This is a genomic window from Roseateles sp. L2-2 (genome assembly GCF_050613215.1).
Lineage (GTDB): Bacteria > Pseudomonadota > Gammaproteobacteria > Burkholderiales > Burkholderiaceae_C > Roseateles > Roseateles noduli.
On record NZ_CP192509.1, the window covers coordinates 621,529 to 639,833 of the forward strand.

The following is an 18,305-nucleotide window of genomic DNA, read 5'->3' on the forward strand; positions in this document are numbered from 1 at the left end:
AAAAAGCCAGTGCAGTGACCAAAGACATACAGCCCGCCCGGAGACCGGGACGGGCTGTATCGATGATTGCCAAGGCCCGATCGCCAAGGCCCGAGGGCAGCGAGCGGGGGTGGGGCCGGAGTAGGGCTTGGGGTTCGCGGACGCGAGGCCCCATGCCCTGCGGAGAGCCCGCGCTGGGCCTTCCGTCAGCAGCGGCCGAAGAAGAAGGTCAGGCCACCTCACTCCACTGCTTGGACAGCTGGTCCCACTTCAGGCGCGCCGCCTTCAGGTGGCGCTCCTTCACGTGGCCGTAGCCGCGGATCTCTTCCGGGATGCGGGCCAGCTCGACGGCGGTGGACAGGCGCTCGGTGGTGAGGCCCTTCGCCAGGATCGATTCGATCGTCGCGCGGTAGTCGACGATCAACTGGCGTTCCATCTTGCGCTCTTCCGTATGACCGAACGGATCGAAGGCGGTGCCGCGCAGGCCCTTCATCTTGGCCAGCATGCCCATGGCCGGGCGGACCCAGCTGCCGAAGGGGCGTTTCTGCAGATGGCCGTGGTCGTCCTTCTTGGCGAGCATGGGCGGTGCCAGGTGGTGCACCACCTTGAAGTCGCCTTCGAACTGGCCCTTGATCTTGTCCAGGAACTTGGTGTCCGTGTGCAGGCGGGCGACTTCGTACTCGTCCTTGTAGGCCATCAGCTTGAACAGATAGCGCGCGACGGCTTCCGTCAGACGCGTCCCGCCCACCGGCGCTTCCGCCTGGCGGACCTTCTCGACGAAGGCGCGGTACTGCTCGGCGTAGGCGGCGTTCTGGTAATCGGTCAGGAACTCGACGCGCTTGGTGATCAGCTCGTCCACGCCCTGGCGCTTGACGAAGTTGATGACCTGCTGCGCCGCGAACAGCGACTGCACCGCGGCCAGGTCGTGCGCGCAGCGGCGGCCCCATTCGAACGCGGCCTTGTTGTTGTCGACCTGCACGCCGTTGAGCTCGATCGCGCGCATCAGCGCCGCGTGGCTCAGCGGGACGCGGCCCTTCTGCCACGAGAAGCCCAGCATCAGCGGGTTGGTGTACAGCGAGTCGCCCAGCAGCTTCACCGCGACTTCCTCCGCGTCGAACATGCCCAGGTGCGAGGCGCCCACGGCCTTCTGCACGGCGGCCTCGCAGGCGGCGCCGGGGAAGGACCAGTTGGCGTCGTTGACCAGCGTGGCGGTCGGCGATCCGTGCGTGTTCAGCGCCACGAAGCTGCGGCCTTCGCGCATCACGGCCAGCGTCGTCTTGTTGGCGGCGACGATGGAATCGCAGGCGATCACCAGATCGGCCTCTGCGGTGCCGACCTTGGTGCAGTGGATCGCGTCCGGCGTGTTGGCGATCTGGATGTGGCTCCAGGTCGCGCCGCCCTTCTGCGCCAGGCCGGCCGCGTCCTGCGTGATCACGCCCTTGCCTTCCAGATGCGCGGCCATGCCGAGCAACTGGCCGATGGTGATCACGCCGGTGCCGCCGACGCCGGCCACGACGATGCCCCAGGCCTCGACCGCGTTCGGGATCGACGGCTGCGGGATCACCGGCAGCGACGCGTCGAACGGGCTGACGCGCTTGTCCTTCTTCGGCTTCTTCAGCTCACCGCCTTCGATGGTGACGAAGCTCGGGCAGAAGCCCTTCACGCACGAGAAGTCCTTGTTGCAGGTGTTCTGGTTGATCTGGCGCTTGCGACCGAACTCGGTCTCCAGCGGCTCGACCGACAGGCAGTTCGACTGCACCGAGCAGTCGCCGCAGCCTTCGCAGACCAGCTCGTTGATGACGGTGCGCTTGGCCGGGTCGACCAGCTTGCCGCGCTTGCGGCGGCGGCGCTTCTCGGTCGCGCAGGTCTGGTCGTAGATGATGACCGAGGTGCCCGGGATCTCGCGGAACTGGCGCTGCAGCGCGTCCAGCTCGTCGCGGTGATGCACGGTGACGCCGGGCGCCAGCGGCTTGCCGTCGTACTTCTCCGGCTCGTCGGTGACGATGATCAGCTTGGCCACGCCTTCGCTGACCAGGCTGTTCATGATCTGCGTGACGCTGTGGCCCTCGGGGCGCTCGCCGACCTGCTGGCCGCCGGTCATCGCGACCGCGTCGTTGTAGAGCACCTTGTAGGTGATGTTCACGCCCGCGGCGATGGACTGGCGGATCGCGAGGATGCCGCTGTGGAAGTAGGTGCCGTCGCCGAGGTTGCTGAAGATGTGCTTCTCGTCGGTGAACGGCGCCTGGCCGACCCAGGGCACGCCTTCGCCGCCCATCTGGGTGAAGGTCGCGGTGTTGCGGCCCGGCATCCAGGTGACCATGTAGTGGCAGCCGATGCCGCCCACGGCGCGCGAGCCGTCCGGCACGCGCGTGCTGGTGTTGTGCGGGCAGCCGGAGCAGAACCACGGCGTGCGGTCGGCGCCGCCGGCGGTCTTCTCTTCCGACTTGAGCGACTGTTCCTTGGCGTCGATCAGCGCGACGCGCGCGTCGAGGCGCGCGGCGGTGTCGGCGTCCACGCCCAGCTTCTTCAGCCGCTTGGCGATGGCGCGCGCGATGATGGCCGGCGTCAGGTCGGCCTGCGGGCGCAGCAGCCAGTTGCTGCTCGGGTTCGGGTGGCTCCACTCGCCGCCGCTGCGGTCGCCGTCGGTCTCGTCGAACTTGCCGAGCACGTTCGGGCGCACGTCGGGACGCCAGTTGTACAGCTCCTCCTTGAGCTGGTACTCGATCATCTGGCGCTTCTCCTCGATGACGAGGATCTCCTGCAGCCCGGTGGCGAAGTCGCGGGTGATGGTCGCTTCCAGCGGCCACACCACGTTGACCTTGTGCAGCCGGATGCCCAGGCGGCGGCAGCTGTCGTCGTCCAGGCCCAGGTCGTGCAGCGCCTGGCGGGTGTCGTTCCAGGCCTTGCCCGAGGCGATCAGGCCGATGCGGTCATGCGGCGTGGCGATGACGTTGTGGTTGAGCTTGTTGGCGCGGACGTAGGCGAGGGCGGCGTACCACTTGTGGTCCATCATCCGCGCTTCCTGGTCCAGCGGCGGATCGGGCCAGCGGATGTGCAGGCCGCCCGGGGGCATCTGGAAATCTTCGGGCATCAGGATCTCGACGCGGTCGGGATCGACGCTGACGCTGCTGGACGATTCGACGATCTCCTGGATGGTCTTCATGCCCGACCACAGGCCGGAGAAGCGGCTCATCGCGAAGGCGTGCAGGCCCATGTCCAGGATCTCCTGGACGCTGCTCGGGAAGAACACCGGAAAGCCGACCGCCTTGAAGACGTGGTCGCTCTGGTGGGCGGCGGTGGAGCTCTTGGCGATGTGGTCGTCCGCGGCGATGGCGATCACGCCGCCGTGCTTGGACGTGCCGGCCATGTTGGCGTGCTTGAACACGTCGATGGAGCGGTCCACGCCCGGGCCCTTGCCGTACCACATGCCGAAGACGCCGTCGAACTTCGCCTTCTCGGGGAAGAGTGCGAGCTGCTGGGTGCCCCAGACGGCGGTAGCGCCGAGTTCCTCGTTGACGCCGGGCTGGAAGACGATGTGCTGCTTGGCGAGGTGCTTCTTCGCGGCCATCAGGGCCTGGTCGTAGCCGCCCAGCGGGGAGCCGCGGTAGCCGGAGATGAAGCCGGCGGTGTTGAGGCCGGCGATGGCGTCGCGGGTGCGTTGCAGCATCGGCAGGCGGACCAGCGCCTGGACGCCGCTCATGAAGGCGCGGCCCTCGTCGAGTGCGTACTTGTCATCCAGCGTGACCTTCTCGAGGGCGCGCAGGATGTGTTCGGGCAAGGGGGCGTTCATGCGGGGAGTCTCCTGATGGGTGGCTGACTTCCGGTCCCCGCTTGTGGCGAGGCCGTGTGCCTTGGCTGCCGTCGCGCCAAGTATGGCGGCGCGCGGAAAACGCAGAGAACAGTGTAGGAAACAACGCCCGGCGAGTGTTTGCTAGTTCTGCGCCGGGGACGGTCGTTTGAGCAAGAATCTTTCCCGGAATGAAGAAAGGGGTTCGAATGGCATCGAAAAACGGAGCATCAGGGAAAACCATGAGGGCGACGGCGGGTTCTGCCGGCGGCGACGAAGGGATCGATCGGGGTGCTGATCGGGGTGCCGATCGGGGAGACGACGCGGGCGGATCCGGTGCTCCGGCAAGCGGCGAACTCGACCGGTATCACGTGGCGATCCTGGCCGAGCTGCAGCGCGAGGCGCGCCTGTCGAATGCGGAGCTGGCGACGCGGATCGGGCTGTCCCCGGCGCCGACCTGGCGCCGGGTGCGGTGGCTGGAGGAGCAGGGCTTCATCACGGGCTACCGGGCCGAAATTGACCGGCGCCGCCTCGGCCTGGGCGTGCTGGCCTTCGTGCGCGTGGACGCGGACCGCAACAACGGCGCCGCGACCAAGCAGTTGGAGGAAGCGATCCGGCAACTGCCGGAGGTGATTTCCTGCCACTACATCAGCGGCGCCGGGACCTTCGAGCTGGAGGTGATGGCCACGGATCTGGATGCGTTCAGCCGGTTCTCGATCGACACGCTGCTGAATCTGCCGAACGTGAAGGACATCCACACCAGCTTCTCGCTCGGGGAAGTGAAGGCGGGCGGAGCGTTGCCGTTGGGGCATCTGAAGCCGAAGGGCTGAGGCCATCACCGAAAGAAGGCTTCAGCACTTCCACCGCCGCTGGCCCTCACCCCCGCCCTCTCCCGCGGTGCGGGAGAGGGTGCCACCCCGGTGGTCCTGCGGCGAAAGCCTCGGTGCATTCTCACTCCCTCTCCCGCTTGCGGGAGAGGGCGGGGGTGAGGGCCAGCGGCCGACGCAGTACGCGGGTCCTGTACCGGTCGCACTGCCGACCCCCTGTACCGGGTCGGCGGAGAGCCCCGCTGGCATAGTCGACGATCCCCCCTCGCTCCCCGGCCGCCATGACGCTACCGCTCCGACATTTCCTGCTTGCGCTGTCCGTGGTCGCCATCTGGGGAAGCAACTTCGTCGTGATCCGCTGGGGCCTGAACGCGTTCCCGCCGCTGCTCTTCGCGGCCCTGCGCTTCACTTTCGCCGCGCTGCCCGCGATGCTCCTGCTGCCGCGTCCGAAAGTCGGCTGGCGCAACCTCGCCGCCTACGGCGCCTTCGTCGGCGTCGGCCAATTCGCGTTGCTCTACCTCGCGATGCGCTCGCAGATCTCGCCGGGGCTGGCCTCGCTCGTCATCCAGACGCAGGTCTTCTTCACCTTGCTGCTCGCCATGCGCATGAGCGGCGAACGCGTCCAGGGCTTCCAGTGGCTCGCCCTCGTCACCGCCGCGGCCGGTATCGGCGTCATCGCCTCGCACACCGACGGCACGACCACCGTGCTGGGCCTCGGCATGGTGCTGCTGGCCGCGCTCTGCTGGTCCAGCGGCAACATCGTCGGCAAACGCGCCGGCGCCGTGAACATGCTGGGCTACGTCGTCTGGAGCAGCGCGTTCGCCGCGCCCCCACTGTTCGCGCTGTCCTTCGTCGTCGAGGGCCCGACGCAGATGGGCGAAGCACTCCAGCACGCCGGCATCGGCGCCTGGGCCGCGGTGCTCTGGCAGTCGGTCGGCAACACGCTCTTCGGCTACGGCGCGTGGAGCTTCCTCCTGTCGCGCCATCCCGCCGCGACCATCGTCCCGATGGCGCTCCTCGTTCCCGTGTTCGGCATGAGCTGCTCGGCACTGCTGCTCGGCGAAGGTCTGCCGCCGTGGAAGCTGATGGCCGCGGCGCTCGTGATCAGCGGACTCGCGATCAACCTGCTGTGGCCGCATGTGCGCGGCGTGCTGCGGGCCGCGAAGGCATGAGCGTGAATCTAGTCTTGATCGTGCACCGCACGGTCACCCGGGCCTTGGCGGCGATGGCGCTGACGTTGTTCGGCGCGCTCCTGCCGCTGAGCGCGATGGCTCAACTCGTTCCGCCCGAGAAGGGCAAGGCAGCGGCGATTCCCTCCGTGCGTGATCAGGAGATCGCCCAATGCCTGCCCGGCGAAGTGCAGACCTGGGGCGACGGCCGCGATCGTGCGATCGCGACACGCTCCTTGCGCTTCGCTTATCGCCACGACAACGCGCCGCCCTGGTTCAGCGAGCCGCAAGTGATGGCGCTGGTGAAGCGTTCCGCCGAGGCGTGGTCCGCCTGCGGGCTGAAGTTCGCCGTGGTTGCCGTGCCCAGCGGCCAGGTGCCGCCCGAGGACGCCATCCAGATCCTGTGGAGCGACGTCGGCAGCCGCGGCCAGTTCGCGCTGGCCAACGTGACGGCGCGCAGCCTGTCGATCGGTCCCGGTCTCTTCGCGCTGCTGCGCGAGCGCAATCCCAAGCACCCCGCCGACCAGACGCTGCAGATGGTGCTCTCGCACGAGATGGGCCACTTCCTCGGCCTGATGGCGCATTCGAAGCGCTGCGTCGACACGATGTCCTATTACGACAACGGCAAGGGCGAGCGCTGCGCGCTGCGCGATCCGAAGAGCTGGGGCAGCGTCGTCGAGTACCGCTCCATGCTGCCGACCGCGTGCGACATCGATCGCTGCAGAGCCGTGAACAAGTAGAGGCGGTCGGGCCGTCGTCGCACAGACGGACGCTGGGCTCGCAGGCATTGAACAAGCGTCGTCGGCGCGGCGTATGCTGAGACGATGAACTCGAATCGCCGCCTCGTTCTTGCCGCCGCCTTGCTCGGCGTCGGCGCTTCCGTGATGACGCCGGCCCGCGCGCAAGGCCCCAAGCAGAACCTGCAGGTCGAGATGCGCTGGGTCGAGTCCGAGCTCAGCGGTTCCACGGTCGCCGGCATCCGCGACGGCAGCACCGTCGTGAGCACGGGTGGCAGCGTGTCGGCGCGCGGCGGCGTCGCGCTCTCCACCGAGAACCGCGAGCAACGTCAGCAGCTGTTCCCGCGCCTGCTGGTGCTCAACGGCTCGCAGGCCTCGTTCACGATGACCGAGTCGACACCCATCCAATGGGTCGACGTGGCGATGGATCGTCAGCAAGGCGAGCGCGACCGCGTGGTCGTCGTGCCGCGGCAGGGCATGGCCGAGCGCGTGCGCGGCATCGTCGTCCGGCCGAAATGGCCGGGCGGTCGCAGTCCGGTGGATGTCGAGGTCCGCGCCTCGGACCAGGCGCAGATGCCGCAGGGCGGCGCCTATGGCACTTCGCTGCCCGACGGCCAGCAGCGCCCGAGCACCGACGTCCTCAGCACCGTGCAGGCGCCGCTCGGCATCTGGGTCACGATCGCGCGCACGGGTAGCGTGACGGCCAGCGCCAACCGCAACACGTACAGCACGCGGGACGCGGAAGTGCAGAAGCTCCGCGAGTTGCAGCTTCGGGTCGACGTGGCGCCATAGGCGAAGGCCGCCGCCATAGACCAGGGCCGCCGAGCAGCGAAGTGGATCCATAAAGGTTTCTCCGAAGTCGTTGCATTGGTCGAATTGGTATTTGACTGGTGTTAATTTCCGGAGTGATCCGCTAAGCTGCGGCGTCCATTGGAGGCCCCGCATGTCCGTTCGCGTTCTGTCCCGCATCCCGACCCCGTTGACTGCCGCGATCGCCGCGCTCGGCGCGATGGCCGTCTCCGCCGCCATCGCCGCGACGCCAGCTGCCGATGCGAAGGTCGATCAGAAGGCCGGTCAGAAGGCCGGTCAGAAGGCGGAAGCGCCGGGCTACCCCCTCTTCGGCGCCAAGCCGGTCGAGTTCGAGCGCACCGGCGGCAAGATCGTCGGCATCTACGTGCCCAATTGGGAGCCGGTCGAGCTGATCGAGCGCGTGCCCCCGCAAAACCTGACCCATGTGCTCTACGCCTTCCTGCGCCTGTGCGGCCCGGGACAGCTGGAGAAGGACGCCGCGAAGTGCGTCGGCAAGAAGGATTTCGAGATCGGCACCGGCCCGATCGACGCGCGTTTCAACACCGCGTTCCAGCGCTACAAGCAGCGCGCGCCGCATCTGAAGATCGTCGCCTCGGTGGGCGGGTGGGGCGGATCCGATCCGATCTTCCACCTGGTCGGCGACCCGGCGAAGCGCGCGGTGTTCGCGGCCTCGGCGCAGCAGTTCCTGCGCGACCATCCGGCCTTCGACGGCATCGACATCGACTGGGAGCATCCCGGCAACAACGGTGCGGCCAACGGCGTGCAGCTTGGCAGTCCTCAGGACGGCCAGTCCTACGCGGAACTGATGACCGACCTGCGCAAGGCGCTGGACGCGCTGACCGCGGAGACGGGCCGTCCCTACCTGCTGACCACGGCCGTGAATCCGATGGATTCGATCGTCGGCAAGATCAACTTCAAGGACGCGTCCAAGCCGCTGGATCTCGTCTTCATGATGACCTACGACTTCTACGGCATGTGGTCGCCGGTGGCGGGACATCACACGACGCTGCGCGCGTCGTCGCCGCAGGCGGACGACAGCCTGGAGCGCGCCGTGGCCAACCTGGAGAAGGCCGGCGTGCCGCGCTCGAAGCTGGTGGCGGGCGTGGCGATGTACGGGCGCGGCTTCACCGGCGTCAGCAAGACGACGGCGGGCGCCGCGAAGACCGGCGCCTACCCGGGCGCCGAAGGCGCGCAGGGCTACCGCGAGATGGCCGGCCGCATCCTCGACGCGAAGGGCAACGGCCGCGCGGGTTACCAGTCCATCTGGGATCCGGTGACGCAGTCGTGGTCGCTGTTCAACCCGACGCAGAAGCTCTGGATGGGCTACGACGATCCGCGGGCGGTGCTGGCCAAGGGCCGCTTCGTGCGCGATCAGGGCCTGGCGGGCGTCTTCGCCTGGGAGCTGAGCCAGGACAACGGCGACCTGCTCAACGCGATGAACCGGGGCGTCGGCAACGTGCCGCTGGCGACGCAGAAAGAACCGCGCCGGTAACTCGCACGTCGTTCCTCCGGGCCTACGATCGCAGCCATGACTGCCATCACCGCTCCTGCTTCCGCACCTTCTCCCGATGCCGCGACGGCCGCCGCCGCGCCTTCGCGCCTGCGCATCGCCCTGATCGCCCACGACGGCAAGAAGGACGAGATGGTGATGCTCGCGACCGAGTTCGCCGGTTTCCTCGGTGGCTGCGAGCTGGTGGCGACCGGCACGACCGGTTCGCGCCTGACGGCGGAGGTCGGCCTGACGGTCGAGCGCATGCTGTCCGGGCCGCACGGCGGCGACCTGCAGATCGGCGCTCGCCTGGCGGTCGGTCTGGTCGACGCGGTCGTCTTCCTGCGCGATCCGATGACGCCGCAGCCGCATGAACCCGACATCAACGCGCTGGTCCGCGCCTGCGACGTCCACAACGTCGCCTGCGCCACCAACGTCACCAGCGGGCGGCTGATGCTGCGCTCGTTGCAGGTGCTCGGCACGGGCGGCGGGCGGGAGTAGAGTCGTCCGTCGACGCCGGGCTCCGTCGATCGCCCGGTGGACGACACAAGGAGACTCCGATGCAACGACGTTCCCTGATCGCCTCGGCGGCGGCCCTCCCTGCGCTATCCGCGCTGGCGGCCCTGCCGGCCCGTGCACAGACCCGTCCGCCCATGATCGCAGCCGAACAGTACTGGTTCATCTTCCTCGAGACCGGCAAGCCGGTTCCCGACGACAAGGCTGCCGTGGCGGCGATGCAGACCGGTCATCTGGAAAACTTCAAACGGCTCTTCGCGGACGAAAAGCTCTTCGCGGCGGGACCGTTGCGCGATCCCTTGAAGCAGAAGCGCGGCATCGTCGTGGTCAAGGCGCCCAACCGGCAGATCCTGCTGAGCTACTTCGAACCCGACCAGTACATCCGCGAGGGCTACATGGTGGTCAACGCGCAGCCGGCGACGGTGCACCAGGCGCTGCACCACACCGGCATCGATCCCAACGGCATCGAGGAGAACCGCATCGTGCTGTTCAGCCGCGCGGAGGCGAAGGACAAAGACGCGGTGCCAATCTTCCTGCAGCGGGCGCTCGACGAAGGCGTCATCGGGGCCTGGTATTCGCTGGAGGACGGGCCGATCGGCGAGGTGGTGTTCTCGCGTGGCACCGATGAGACGGCGCTGCGCAAGACGATGGCCGAGTACCCGGGGCTCGTGGATCAGCGCGTGACCATGAAGATCTGGGGGCAGTGGCTGGGGAAGGGCGTGTTGCGGTAGCCCCAATCGCTGCTCATTTGGTTAACAAATTGACCAAACGCCGGGGCGTTGGTCAGTTTGCTGACCAACTCACCGCGCCAGCGGCAACGGATAACTCGCCAGACTCGCATGGCCTGACTTCGACACGGCCTGCACGCCGAAGATCAGGTTGTCCTTGGACAGCGGCAGCGTGACCTTGGTGACGTTGCCGACATCCTTTGCGCCCTCCCAGGCCTGCGATTCGCTACGGCGCCAGACGATGCGATAACCCGCCAGTTCAGGATCGACGTTCGCGGTCCACAGCAGCGTCGTGTCGTTGGTCAGCTCGCGCGCATCGATGCGCGCACCCTTCACCGGCGACGGCGCCCAGGCCAAGGTCGCCAGACCCGCGAGGTTCACGCGCGCCACGTCGGCCACGTAGCCGAAGTCCACGAACTCCGGCAGGTCGCCGTAGACGACGCCACCCTCGGTGCGCAGGTTCTGGTGCTGGTGACGGAAGTCCTCGAAGGGCTCGGTGAATCGCACCGCCGCGTAGCCGCGCTCCAGGAAGGGGAGGTGATCGCCGCCGCGCAGGTAGCGGTCCCGACGCTGGATCAGGTCGATGTGGAAGTCCGGCAGGTAGCGCTCGCCCTCGGCCTTCAGGTGACGGCCGAACTGCTGCGTCGGCAGTTCCTCGCCGCCGCCGGCCACCGCCAGCGGCTGCAGCTGCGCGCGGATCGCCGCGTTGGTCTTCACCTCGTCCTCGTTGGCCGGGCTGTTGGCGTTGGCGTTCACCAGCAGGCGCAGCAGCGGATCGAAGCCGTCGGCGAAGAGGCGCAGCCGCTTCGGATCGTGCTCGCCCTTGTCGCCGCGCGAGCTGCCGACGATGTCGTTGGTGATCATGCCTTCGACGTTCAACCCTTGCGCGCGGGCGCGCCGGGCCCAGTGGCGGGCGCCGAGCAGGCCCTGCTCCTCGCCCGGAACGGCCATGAACACGAGGGTCGCGTCGAAACGCTGCTTGGCTGCGGCGCAGGCCATCTCCATGACGGCGGCGGTGCCGGAGGCGTCGTCGTTCGCGCCGGGCGCTTCGCCTTGCGCATCCATCACGTCGCTGTTGCGCGAGTCGTAATGCCCGCTGACCACCAGCACGCGTTCACGCGGCGTGCCGGCGGACGCGCCGGGCAGCGTGGCCACGACGTTCACCAGCTCCGTCGGCGCCGAGAGACGGTTGCCCGCCGGCTCGATGAACGCGTCCATGGTGACCTGCAACCGGCCGCCGGTCTTCGCGCTGCAGTCCTTCAACTGCCGCTCGATCCAGCGCCGCGCGGCGCCGATGCCGCGCGTGTCGCTTTTCGTGTCCGACGCCGTATGACGCGTGCCGAAGGCGGCCAGCTTGCGGATGGTCGACTCAATGCGTTCGGCGGAGATGTCCGCGAGCAGGGGCGCCACGCGCGGATCCAGCGGCGGGGCCGCGGTCTCCGAGGCGGCGCGCGCCGTCGCCGACGCCGGCCCCGAGGCCGGCGTGGTCTGTGCGAAGGCGGATGAAGCGATCAGCGCCCAGACAGCGGCGGCGGTGGGGAGGAGGCGGCGGCGATGGAGGGTCATGGGTTCAGTCGTTCAGTCGATCAGGCGAGGTGTTGCTTGAGGAAGTCCAGGGTGCGCGACCAGGCCAGTTCGGCGGCGGCCTCGTCGTAGACCTCGGGGCGGGTCTTGTTGGAGAAGGCGTGGTCCGCGACGTAGCGGTGGATGACCGGAGCCTTGCCGCCCGCCTTCATGCGGGCCTCCAGGGCGTCGACCTTCTCCGGCGTGCACCAGTCGTCGCGCGTGGCGAAGTGGCCGAGGAAGGGCGCGTCGATCTTGGCCGGATCGGCGAACTCGGCCGGCGGGATGCCGTAGTAGCAGACCGCCGCCTGCAGGTCCTTGAGGTTGACGCCGGCGAGGATGGTCAGCGCGCCGCCCATGCAGTAGCCCATCACGCCGACCTGGCCGCAGCCGAGGTGCTCGCGCAGGTGGGTCAGCGCGCCCTGCAGGTCCTGCGTGGTGGCGTCCACGAAGTCCAGGCCGTCCATCATGTGGCTGGCCTCGTCCGCGTTGGCGGCGATGCGACCGCGGTAGAGGTCGGGCGCGAGCGTCGTGATGCCGGCGGAGGCCAGGCGCTCGGCGATCTCCTTGATGTGGGGTTTGAGGCCCCACCATTCCTGGATGAGGATCATGCCCGGCGCGCCGTCGCCGGCGCTGGCGAGATAGCCGCTGATGGTGCCGCCGTCGGGGCGGGCGAAGTCGATCATCTGGCCCATGTGGAACTCCCAGTGCGAGAACGGAGGATGAGAGGAAGAATCGGCTCCCTCGAAGAACATCGCCGACGACCCCTGCGGGCGGTCGCATCCTGAGGGAGGAACCCGTGAGTCTGCACGAGCAGTTGTACCAATGGACGGCCAGTCAGGGCCTGGATGCGACCAGCGCACGCCGCTTGCGGGCGCTCAGCGGCGTCGATGATCCGCCGGGCGATCCGTGGACGCCGCTGCGCCGCGGCGCGGGCGCGCTGGCGGCAGGGTTGATCGGGTTCGGGCTGATCCTGTGGGTGGCGGCGAACTGGGACGACTTCGGGCGGTTCATGCGCTTCGGGCTGCTGCAGGCCGTGCTCGCGGTCAGCCTGATCGCGGCGGCAATGCTGCGTGCGTGGCGCGCACCGCTGGCGTTGGTGGCCTTCCTGACGCTGGGCGGCCTGCTGGCCTTCTTCGGACAGACTTACCAGACGGGCGCCGATCCCTGGCAGCTGTTCGCACTGTGGGCCGCGCTCGGACTGCCGATCGCGTGGGCGTCGCGCTCGGACTTGGCGTGGACGCCGTGGGCGCTCGTGGTGGCGACGGGGATCGGTCTGTGGATGGAAACCTTCGGCGGGCATTCGTGGCGCTTCGACGCGTCCACGGTGCCGGTGCATGCGATCGGCTTCGTCGCCTACGGTCTGCTGTGCGCGGGACTCGCGCTGCGGCCCGCCGCGGCGACGCAGCCGTGGGCGTGGCGTCTGGCGGTGCTGGCGTCGGTGATCGCGGTCTCGGGAACGGCGTTGGGCGGCTTGTTCGCGAGGGACGTGGCGCCGCAGTTCTTCCTGGGACTGGGTGTGATGGGCGTGGGCCTCGTGCTGGCGTGGCGACGCGGCGAGGTCTATGCGCTGAGCGCGCTGGCGTTGGCGGTCGATACGCTGCTGGTCGTCGGGCTGGCACGCGTGGTCATCGACGCCAAGGGCGATGTCGGCGGGGTCTTCCTCATCGGCCTGGTGGCTTGCGCACTGCTTGCAGTCAGCGTGAGTCTGATCATGCGGCGCGTGCGCGCGATGGAGGTTCGGGCATGAGCGGCCAGGACTGGAAGGCGCAAGCGCTCGCCGAGGGTCTGGTGCCCGCGGAGGCCGACGCGCCGGAGCGGCCCTGGCCGGTGGTGCTGCTGACGGCGCTTGGCGCCTGGCTGGCGGTGCCGCCGTTCCTCTTCCTGTTCGCGATGCTGTTCGGGGGCGACTGGGATCGCGGCCCGATGCCGTACATCGAAGGCATCGCCTTGATCGCGCTGTCCGTCGTGCTGCTGCGGGCGCGAGCAATTCCGCTGTTCCTGGAGCAGGCGGCGGTGCCGTTGCTGCCGACCGGTCTGGTGTGCCTCGGCTATGGACTGCAGCGCGACCTCTCGCACGCCGGTGCCGCATTGATCGGCCTGGCCATCGGCGCTGCGCTGATCGTGCTGCTGAAGCAGGGATGGTTGCGGGGATTGCTCGGCGTCGGCATGGCGGCGCTGGCCGGGTACCTGGGCCACCTGTGGTTGGAGGGGACCGTGCCGAGAGGCTGGTACGAGCATGACGGAGGCCTGTCGCAGGCCGCGGCCGCGCTACTCCTCGCGGAAGGACTCTTGCTGTGGATCGTTCGGGATCGGCTGGGTCGGGAGGCGCGGAGCGCGTCTTCTGCCGCAGCGCTCGAAGCCGCGCTGACGGGGTGGTGGGTCGCCGTGCTGGTGATGCATGCGGTGGCGGCTGGCTGGTCGTTCGCTGCGGCCGGCGCGTTCTCGGGCGGCGCGCTCATGCGCGGCACGACGGTCGGCTTGACCACGGCCCATGTGGTCCTGCTGGGCACGAGCCGGGCGCTGTCTGTGCTGTTCGCGCTCGCGGCTGCGCTGTGGGTGCTGCGGCGCTGGCGCCCCTCCGGCGCGTTGAGGCTCCTGCCGCCAGTGCTGGTGCTGGCGGCGCTCTCCGCGCTGATGCCCGCGCTCGGCGGGATCCTGCTGGTGCTGGCGCTGATGGCGTCGACCCGGCGCTGGCGCCTGGCCGCGCTCGCCGGAGTGGCGGCGGTGTGGGCGATCGGCGCGCTGTACTACGAGTGGCAACTGCCGCTCGCGCACAAGTCGCTGGCCCTCGTCGTGATGGGCGTAGCGCTCGCCGGGTGGGTCCGTTGGCTGGCGTGGCATCCGACGGCGCCTTCGTCGGACGAAGGAGCGCGGCCTGCGCTCACGCTGCGCGGTGGCGCAGCGGTGCTGCTCGGCGCGGGCGCGGTGGCGCTCGTCCTGGTGAACGTCCTGATCGCCAGTCGGGAGCAGCTCATCGCCGACGGCCGCCCGGTCTTCGTGAAGCTGGCGCCGGTCGATCCGCGCTCGCTGATGCAGGGCGACTACATGCGCCTGAACTACGACCTGCCGAGCGTGGGTTGGCGTTCCCGCTCCGACCTGGACGCTTCACTGCTCTGGGGCGCGCGTCCGCGCATCGCCGTGCTGCTCGATGAGCGCGGCATCGCGCACTCGCCGAAGCTGCTCGCGCCGGGTGAGGCGGTGCCCGCTGGCGCGCAGGTGCTGGAGTTGGCGCCCAAGGGGGGCCAGTGGACCTTCGTCTCCGACGCGTGGTTCTTCAAGGAGGGCGAGGCCGATCGCTGGCAACCGGCCAAGTACGGCGAGTTCCGCGTGACGCCAGAAGGCAAGGGCCTGCTGGTGCGCGTGGTGGGGGAGGATCTGAAGCCGTTGTGAGCGATCAAGCAGGTGCCGGGCCCCAGCCGTCGATGGCGACCTGATAGTGGGTCGACCTGCCGGCGCCAAAGCGCCGCAGACAGCCGAGCGCTTCCAGCTCCAGCAATTCCCGGGAGGCGGTGGCGCGCGAGGTCTCGCCGATCTGCTCGTACTTGCGCGTGCTCATGCCGCCTTCGATTCCCGCGGGCCCCGCGTCGATCAGCGTGTTCAGCATGGCGCGTTGGCGCGGCCCGATGTCGTGGCTTCCATGTTGTGTACGCGAGACGATGGGGCTGAGAATCGCCTCGAATTCTGAGTCGATCTGAACGGGAAATCGCCTCATCCAGGGGTCACTCGTCCAAGCCTTCCGGCTCCCCGCCGTCCACCATCAGGTCGATGAGTTCCTTCAGGAACGCGAGGGCTTCCTCGGAGGTGGCAAAGTAGTACTCCCCGCCGAGGTCGGCGGCGTCGCCGTCCGGGCCGACGTGGACGACGGACCAGCCTTCCGCGCCGCCCCCGATCGCGCAGATCCCGAAACAGCCGGGTGCCAGGTCTCTCGCAGAGCCGGCGGTGACGAAGATGTCCTTGCCCCGATGGGCGAAATAACGTTTGAGCACGAGGAGTTGGAATGAAGGCAATCTGGAACGGCGAAGTCATCGCCGAAAGCGACGACACCGTGGTGGTCGAGGGAAATCATTACTTCCCCGTCGCCTCGCTGAAGCGCGAGTTCACCACGTTCAGCAATCACCGCACGTCCTGCCCCTGGAAGGGCCAGGCGCACTACTTTAGCCTGATGGTCCACGGCGACATGAACCCGGACGCCGTCTGGTATTACCCGGAACCCTCGGAAGCCGCCGCCGAGATCAAGGACCGCGTCGCCTTCTGGAAAGGCGTCCAGGTCACCGAGTAAAAACGATCGCGCCGCCCAGCTTCCCAGCCGGCGGCGCGACAGTCCTGCGATCAGGCGATCGCAGGATCAGAACATCAACGGATCAGCCGATCACAGGTACAGGCGGATGATCTGCGCCGTCCAGATCGCTTCCTTGCTGCTGTCGCCGGTCTCCCAGCGCTTCAGTTCCGCTTCCAGGTAGGCGCGCGAATCCGGCGTGCCCAGGTCGCCGATGGACTTCAGCGCCATCGCGCGGTCCGCCCAGACGCCGTCGCGACGCTCGTACAGCGCCTTCAGCATGCCCATCTGGCCGGTCGCGCCCAGCGTGCCGACCGACGAGATCGCAGCCAGTCGCACGTACTCGTCGCCGTGGCGAGTCAGCTCGACGATGCGGTCCACCGCCTTCGGGCTGTTGCTGAAGCCCAGCGCGTAGACGTCCAGGTAGGCGTCGCCGGCCAGCTTGTCGCCGGTCAGCTTGTCCAGCAGGCGCTGCACTTCCGCATCGCTGGCCTTCCAGCCGTACGCCTGCGCGGCGATCTTGCTCGCCAGTTCCTTGACGGCCAGGCTCAGCGGCTGGTTCATCGTCGGTTCGATGACCTCCTCGAAGCTCCACACCGGCACCTTGCCGCGCTTGACGAAGCTGGTCACGCGCTTCTTGCCCGACGGCGTGTCGATGTCGGCCGACAGGTAGGTGAAGGTCACGAACGGCGAGAAGCCGTTGGAGCGGTGGTTCAGCATGCGGAAGGTCTGCAGCGACAGCGCCGGCTGGCCGGTCTCGCCCGTCTTGACCTTGGCGTTGATGCCGCGCGAGGCCAGTTCCGCCTGCAGCGTCTCGGCCAGGAACACCGGGGCCTGGATCGGGCCTTGATCGGTGCGCAGGCCGGCGGGCAGGATGCCGGTGCTGAAGTCGCGCTCGGCGCCCTTGCGCAGGTCCACCACGGTGATGGTGGTGTCGGCCGGCGCCTGGCCGGTGCCCTTCAGGCCGGACGGCGCCGGCGTCTTCACGAGATAGCTGGCCGGCGCGCAGGCGCTCAGCAGGGCGGCCACGCCGACGGCGGCCAGCGCGCGCCAGGCCGTAGAAGTACGGATCATTGAGTTTCCCTCGAGAGATCGTTTGGTTGTTGTCGCGCGGTCCGATCGCACAGGAAAACCCGAACGTTCGCATCGCGGCGCGCGATCCTAGCGTCGCCCGTACGGCCGTGCCATCCCCCTCGTTGGGTAAGGCAGGGTCAGCTGTTGCGCGGCCACAGCACCCACAGGCGCAGCGGCTGCTTCATCCGGCCGGCCTGGGCTTCGGCCTGCTCGCCCCAGCCCCAGAAGTAGTCCGCCCGCACCGCGCCGACGATCGCCGCGCCCGTGTCCTGCGCCATCACCAGCCGCCGCATCGGCGTCGTCGACAGCGGCTCGGTCGTGTCCAGCCAGACCGGCGTGCCGTAGGGGATGCTGGCCTTGTCCACCGCGATCGAGCGACCCGGCGTCAACGGCACGCCCTGACCCCCGCGCGGACCGACCGCCAGGTCGGGCAGGGGCTCCTCGCGGAAGAAGACGTAGCGCGGGTTGGCCCACATCGCTTCCTTGAGCCGCTGCGGGTTGCGCCGACCCCAGTCCTTGATGCCCGGCCACGACGCCTCCGTGGCGCGCAGTTCGCCTTGGGCGATCAGCCACTGGCCCATCGAGCGGTAGGGCTGCTCGTTGTGCGCCGCGAAGGACAGCCGCACCCAGCGGCTGGAGCCGTCGCGCTCGGTCACCCGCAGCCGGCCGCTGCCCTGGATCTGCATCACCAGCGCGTCCAGCGGATCCTGCACCCAGGCCAGGCTGAGCCGGGACAGCGCCGCGTTGCTCTCGATCTGCTGGCGCGTGTCGTAGGGCTTGCGCTGCGGCAGGTCCAGCGGCGGCGCCAGCAGCGGGACGCGGAACTCGCCCTGCGACTGGCGGCGCGCCGCGAGTTCCGGCTCGTAATAGCCGGTGGCGACGCCCTCGCGCTGGCCTTCCAGCGATTCGACGCGGTAGGGCTGGAGCCGCTTCATCAGCCAGACCATCGCGTCCCAGTCGCCGCCAGGCTTGTAGGCGCGGGCCTGCGCGCAGATCGAGGTCCAGCCGGGCATCGGCTTCTCGCAGCCGCGCAGCAGCGCGGGCCACCATTCCAGCGCACGGTCCTGGCCCCAGCCGGGCAGCTCGTTCCACAGGGCCGCGACCCAGCGCGAGCGCTCGCGCTGCAGCACGCGACGGCCGGCGCTGTCGTCCTGGCCGTTGAGCAGCTTCTCGGGATCGATCGTCGATTCCGCCGCGACGGCGTCGGCGCCGACGAGGACCGCGGACAGGCCGGCGGTCGCGCCGCCCAGCGCGCCTAGAATCGCCAGCGCCGCGCTCCAGCGGCGAGTTCTGCAACGGATCGGACCACGAATCATGGGCGTGATTTTGCTGGAGGCGCTCGGCGCC

General features: G+C 68.8%; 17 protein-coding genes. 10 read left to right on the forward strand and 7 right to left on the reverse strand.

Features of this window, described 5'->3' with window-relative positions; all coding sequences use genetic code 11:
- Positions 1–208: 208 nt before the first annotated feature.
- Positions 209–3,769, reverse strand: coding sequence for an indolepyruvate ferredoxin oxidoreductase family protein (locus ACQZ13_RS02850; protein ID WP_431049782.1), 3,561 nt, complete (start codon positions 3,767–3,769; stop codon positions 209–211).
- Between the two features lie 239 nt (positions 3,770–4,008).
- On the opposite strand from ACQZ13_RS02850, the gene ACQZ13_RS02855 reads away from it, so the two are divergent.
- The 7 genes from ACQZ13_RS02855 to ACQZ13_RS02885 all read left to right on the forward strand — a co-directional run bounded on the left by ACQZ13_RS02855 (position 4,009) and on the right by ACQZ13_RS02885 (position 10,045).
- Entirely contained in the window at positions 4,009–4,596 is a 588-nt protein-coding gene (locus ACQZ13_RS02855) for an Lrp/AsnC family transcriptional regulator (protein ID WP_431053107.1), read from the forward strand.
- A 278-nt stretch (positions 4,597–4,874) separates the two neighbouring features.
- Entirely contained in the window at positions 4,875–5,765 is an 891-nt protein-coding gene (locus tag ACQZ13_RS02860; protein ID WP_431049783.1) for an EamA family transporter, read from the forward strand.
- 2 nt (positions 5,766–5,767) lie between these two features.
- On the forward strand, positions 5,768–6,502 hold the full coding sequence (locus ACQZ13_RS02865) for a hypothetical protein (protein ID WP_431049784.1): 735 nt from the start codon (positions 5,768–5,770) through the stop codon (positions 6,500–6,502).
- An 84-nt stretch (positions 6,503–6,586) separates the two neighbouring features.
- Positions 6,587–7,291: a hypothetical protein gene (locus ACQZ13_RS02870; RefSeq protein WP_431049785.1), complete on the forward strand. Its 705-nt coding sequence runs from the start codon at positions 6,587–6,589 to the stop codon at positions 7,289–7,291.
- Positions 7,292–7,442: 151 nt separating this feature from the next.
- Entirely contained in the window at positions 7,443–8,801 is a 1,359-nt protein-coding gene (locus tag ACQZ13_RS02875) for a glycoside hydrolase family 18 protein (protein WP_431049786.1), read from the forward strand.
- A gap of 36 nt (positions 8,802–8,837) precedes the next feature.
- Positions 8,838–9,299, forward strand: a complete 462-nt coding sequence (locus ACQZ13_RS02880) for a methylglyoxal synthase (protein ID WP_431049787.1) — start codon at positions 8,838–8,840, stop codon at positions 9,297–9,299.
- Between the two features lie 59 nt (positions 9,300–9,358).
- Positions 9,359–10,045, forward strand: coding sequence for a YciI family protein (locus tag ACQZ13_RS02885; RefSeq protein ID WP_431049789.1), 687 nt, complete (start codon positions 9,359–9,361; stop codon positions 10,043–10,045).
- 69 nt (positions 10,046–10,114) lie between these two features.
- On the opposite strand, the gene ACQZ13_RS02890 is transcribed toward ACQZ13_RS02885, so the two are convergent.
- A complete protein-coding gene (locus ACQZ13_RS02890; RefSeq protein WP_431049790.1) occupies positions 10,115–11,608 on the reverse strand; it encodes a M28 family peptidase in 1,494 nt (497 codons plus the stop codon).
- A gap of 20 nt (positions 11,609–11,628) precedes the next feature.
- Complete coding sequence (locus ACQZ13_RS02895) at positions 11,629–12,300, reverse strand: dienelactone hydrolase family protein (protein ID WP_431049792.1); 672 nt, start codon at positions 12,298–12,300, stop codon at positions 11,629–11,631.
- Positions 12,301–12,404: 104 nt separating this feature from the next.
- On the opposite strand from ACQZ13_RS02895, the gene ACQZ13_RS02900 reads away from it, so the two are divergent.
- Positions 12,405–13,355, forward strand: a complete 951-nt coding sequence (locus tag ACQZ13_RS02900) for a DUF2157 domain-containing protein (protein WP_431049793.1) — start codon at positions 12,405–12,407, stop codon at positions 13,353–13,355.
- Entirely contained in the window at positions 13,352–14,998 is a 1,647-nt protein-coding gene (locus ACQZ13_RS02905; RefSeq protein WP_431049794.1) for a GDYXXLXY domain-containing protein, read from the forward strand. Before ACQZ13_RS02900 ends, ACQZ13_RS02905 begins: the two co-directional genes overlap by 4 nt.
- Positions 14,999–15,002: 4 nt before the next feature.
- Here ACQZ13_RS02905 and ACQZ13_RS02910 read toward each other — a convergent pair whose 3' ends face one another.
- Together ACQZ13_RS02910 and ACQZ13_RS02915 are read right to left on the reverse strand one after the other, a co-directional pair.
- Positions 15,003–15,212 (reverse strand): hypothetical protein, encoded by a 210-nt coding sequence (locus ACQZ13_RS02910; RefSeq protein ID WP_431049795.1) that lies wholly within the window; start codon positions 15,210–15,212, stop codon positions 15,003–15,005.
- Positions 15,213–15,327: 115 nt separating this feature from the next.
- Entirely contained in the window at positions 15,328–15,594 is a 267-nt protein-coding gene (locus ACQZ13_RS02915) for a hypothetical protein (protein WP_431049796.1), read from the reverse strand.
- Between the two features lie 11 nt (positions 15,595–15,605).
- On the opposite strand from ACQZ13_RS02915, the gene ACQZ13_RS02920 reads away from it, so the two are divergent.
- Positions 15,606–15,887: a DUF427 domain-containing protein gene (locus ACQZ13_RS02920; RefSeq protein WP_067279015.1), complete on the forward strand. Its 282-nt coding sequence runs from the start codon at positions 15,606–15,608 to the stop codon at positions 15,885–15,887.
- Between the two features lie 90 nt (positions 15,888–15,977).
- Here the strand turns inward: ACQZ13_RS02920 and ACQZ13_RS02925 are convergent, their stop codons facing one another.
- Positions 15,978–16,958, reverse strand: a complete 981-nt coding sequence (locus tag ACQZ13_RS02925) for a HEAT repeat domain-containing protein (protein ID WP_431049797.1) — start codon at positions 16,956–16,958, stop codon at positions 15,978–15,980.
- Positions 16,959–17,095: 137 nt separating this feature from the next.
- Positions 17,096–18,274 carry a murein transglycosylase A gene (mltA, locus tag ACQZ13_RS02930; RefSeq protein ID WP_431049798.1) on the reverse strand — a complete coding sequence of 393 codons (1,179 nt, stop codon included), beginning with the start codon at positions 18,272–18,274 and terminating at the stop codon, positions 17,096–17,098.
- Positions 18,275–18,305: the final 31 nt, after the last annotated feature.

Excerpts from the sequence above, each read along its gene's own strand:
- ACQZ13_RS02875 (WP_431049786.1), top strand. The coding sequence starts at position 7,443 with ATGTCCGTTCGCGTTCTGTCCCGCATCCCGACCCCGTTGACTGCCGCG.
- mltA (WP_431049798.1), bottom strand. The coding sequence starts at position 18,274 with ATGATTCGTGGTCCGATCCGTTGCAGAACTCGCCGCTGGAGCGCGGCG.
- ACQZ13_RS02890 (WP_431049790.1), bottom strand. The coding sequence starts at position 11,608 with ATGACCCTCCATCGCCGCCGCCTCCTCCCCACCGCCGCCGCTGTCTGG.
- ACQZ13_RS02905 (WP_431049794.1), top strand. The coding sequence starts at position 13,352 with ATGAGCGGCCAGGACTGGAAGGCGCAAGCGCTCGCCGAGGGTCTGGTG.
- ACQZ13_RS02855 (WP_431053107.1), top strand. The coding sequence starts at position 4,009 with ATGAGGGCGACGGCGGGTTCTGCCGGCGGCGACGAAGGGATCGATCGG.
- ACQZ13_RS02885 (WP_431049789.1), top strand. The coding sequence starts at position 9,359 with ATGCAACGACGTTCCCTGATCGCCTCGGCGGCGGCCCTCCCTGCGCTA.
- ACQZ13_RS02860 (WP_431049783.1), top strand. The coding sequence starts at position 4,875 with ATGACGCTACCGCTCCGACATTTCCTGCTTGCGCTGTCCGTGGTCGCC.
- ACQZ13_RS02920 (WP_067279015.1), top strand. The coding sequence starts at position 15,606 with ATGAAGGCAATCTGGAACGGCGAAGTCATCGCCGAAAGCGACGACACC.
- ACQZ13_RS02850 (WP_431049782.1), bottom strand. The coding sequence starts at position 3,769 with ATGAACGCCCCCTTGCCCGAACACATCCTGCGCGCCCTCGAGAAGGTC.
- ACQZ13_RS02910 (WP_431049795.1), bottom strand. The coding sequence starts at position 15,212 with ATGCTGAACACGCTGATCGACGCGGGGCCCGCGGGAATCGAAGGCGGC.
- ACQZ13_RS02895 (WP_431049792.1), bottom strand. The coding sequence starts at position 12,300 with ATGGGCCAGATGATCGACTTCGCCCGCCCCGACGGCGGCACCATCAGC.
- ACQZ13_RS02880 (WP_431049787.1), top strand. The coding sequence starts at position 8,838 with ATGACTGCCATCACCGCTCCTGCTTCCGCACCTTCTCCCGATGCCGCG.
- ACQZ13_RS02925 (WP_431049797.1), bottom strand. The coding sequence starts at position 16,958 with ATGATCCGTACTTCTACGGCCTGGCGCGCGCTGGCCGCCGTCGGCGTG.
- ACQZ13_RS02870 (WP_431049785.1), top strand. The coding sequence starts at position 6,587 with ATGAACTCGAATCGCCGCCTCGTTCTTGCCGCCGCCTTGCTCGGCGTC.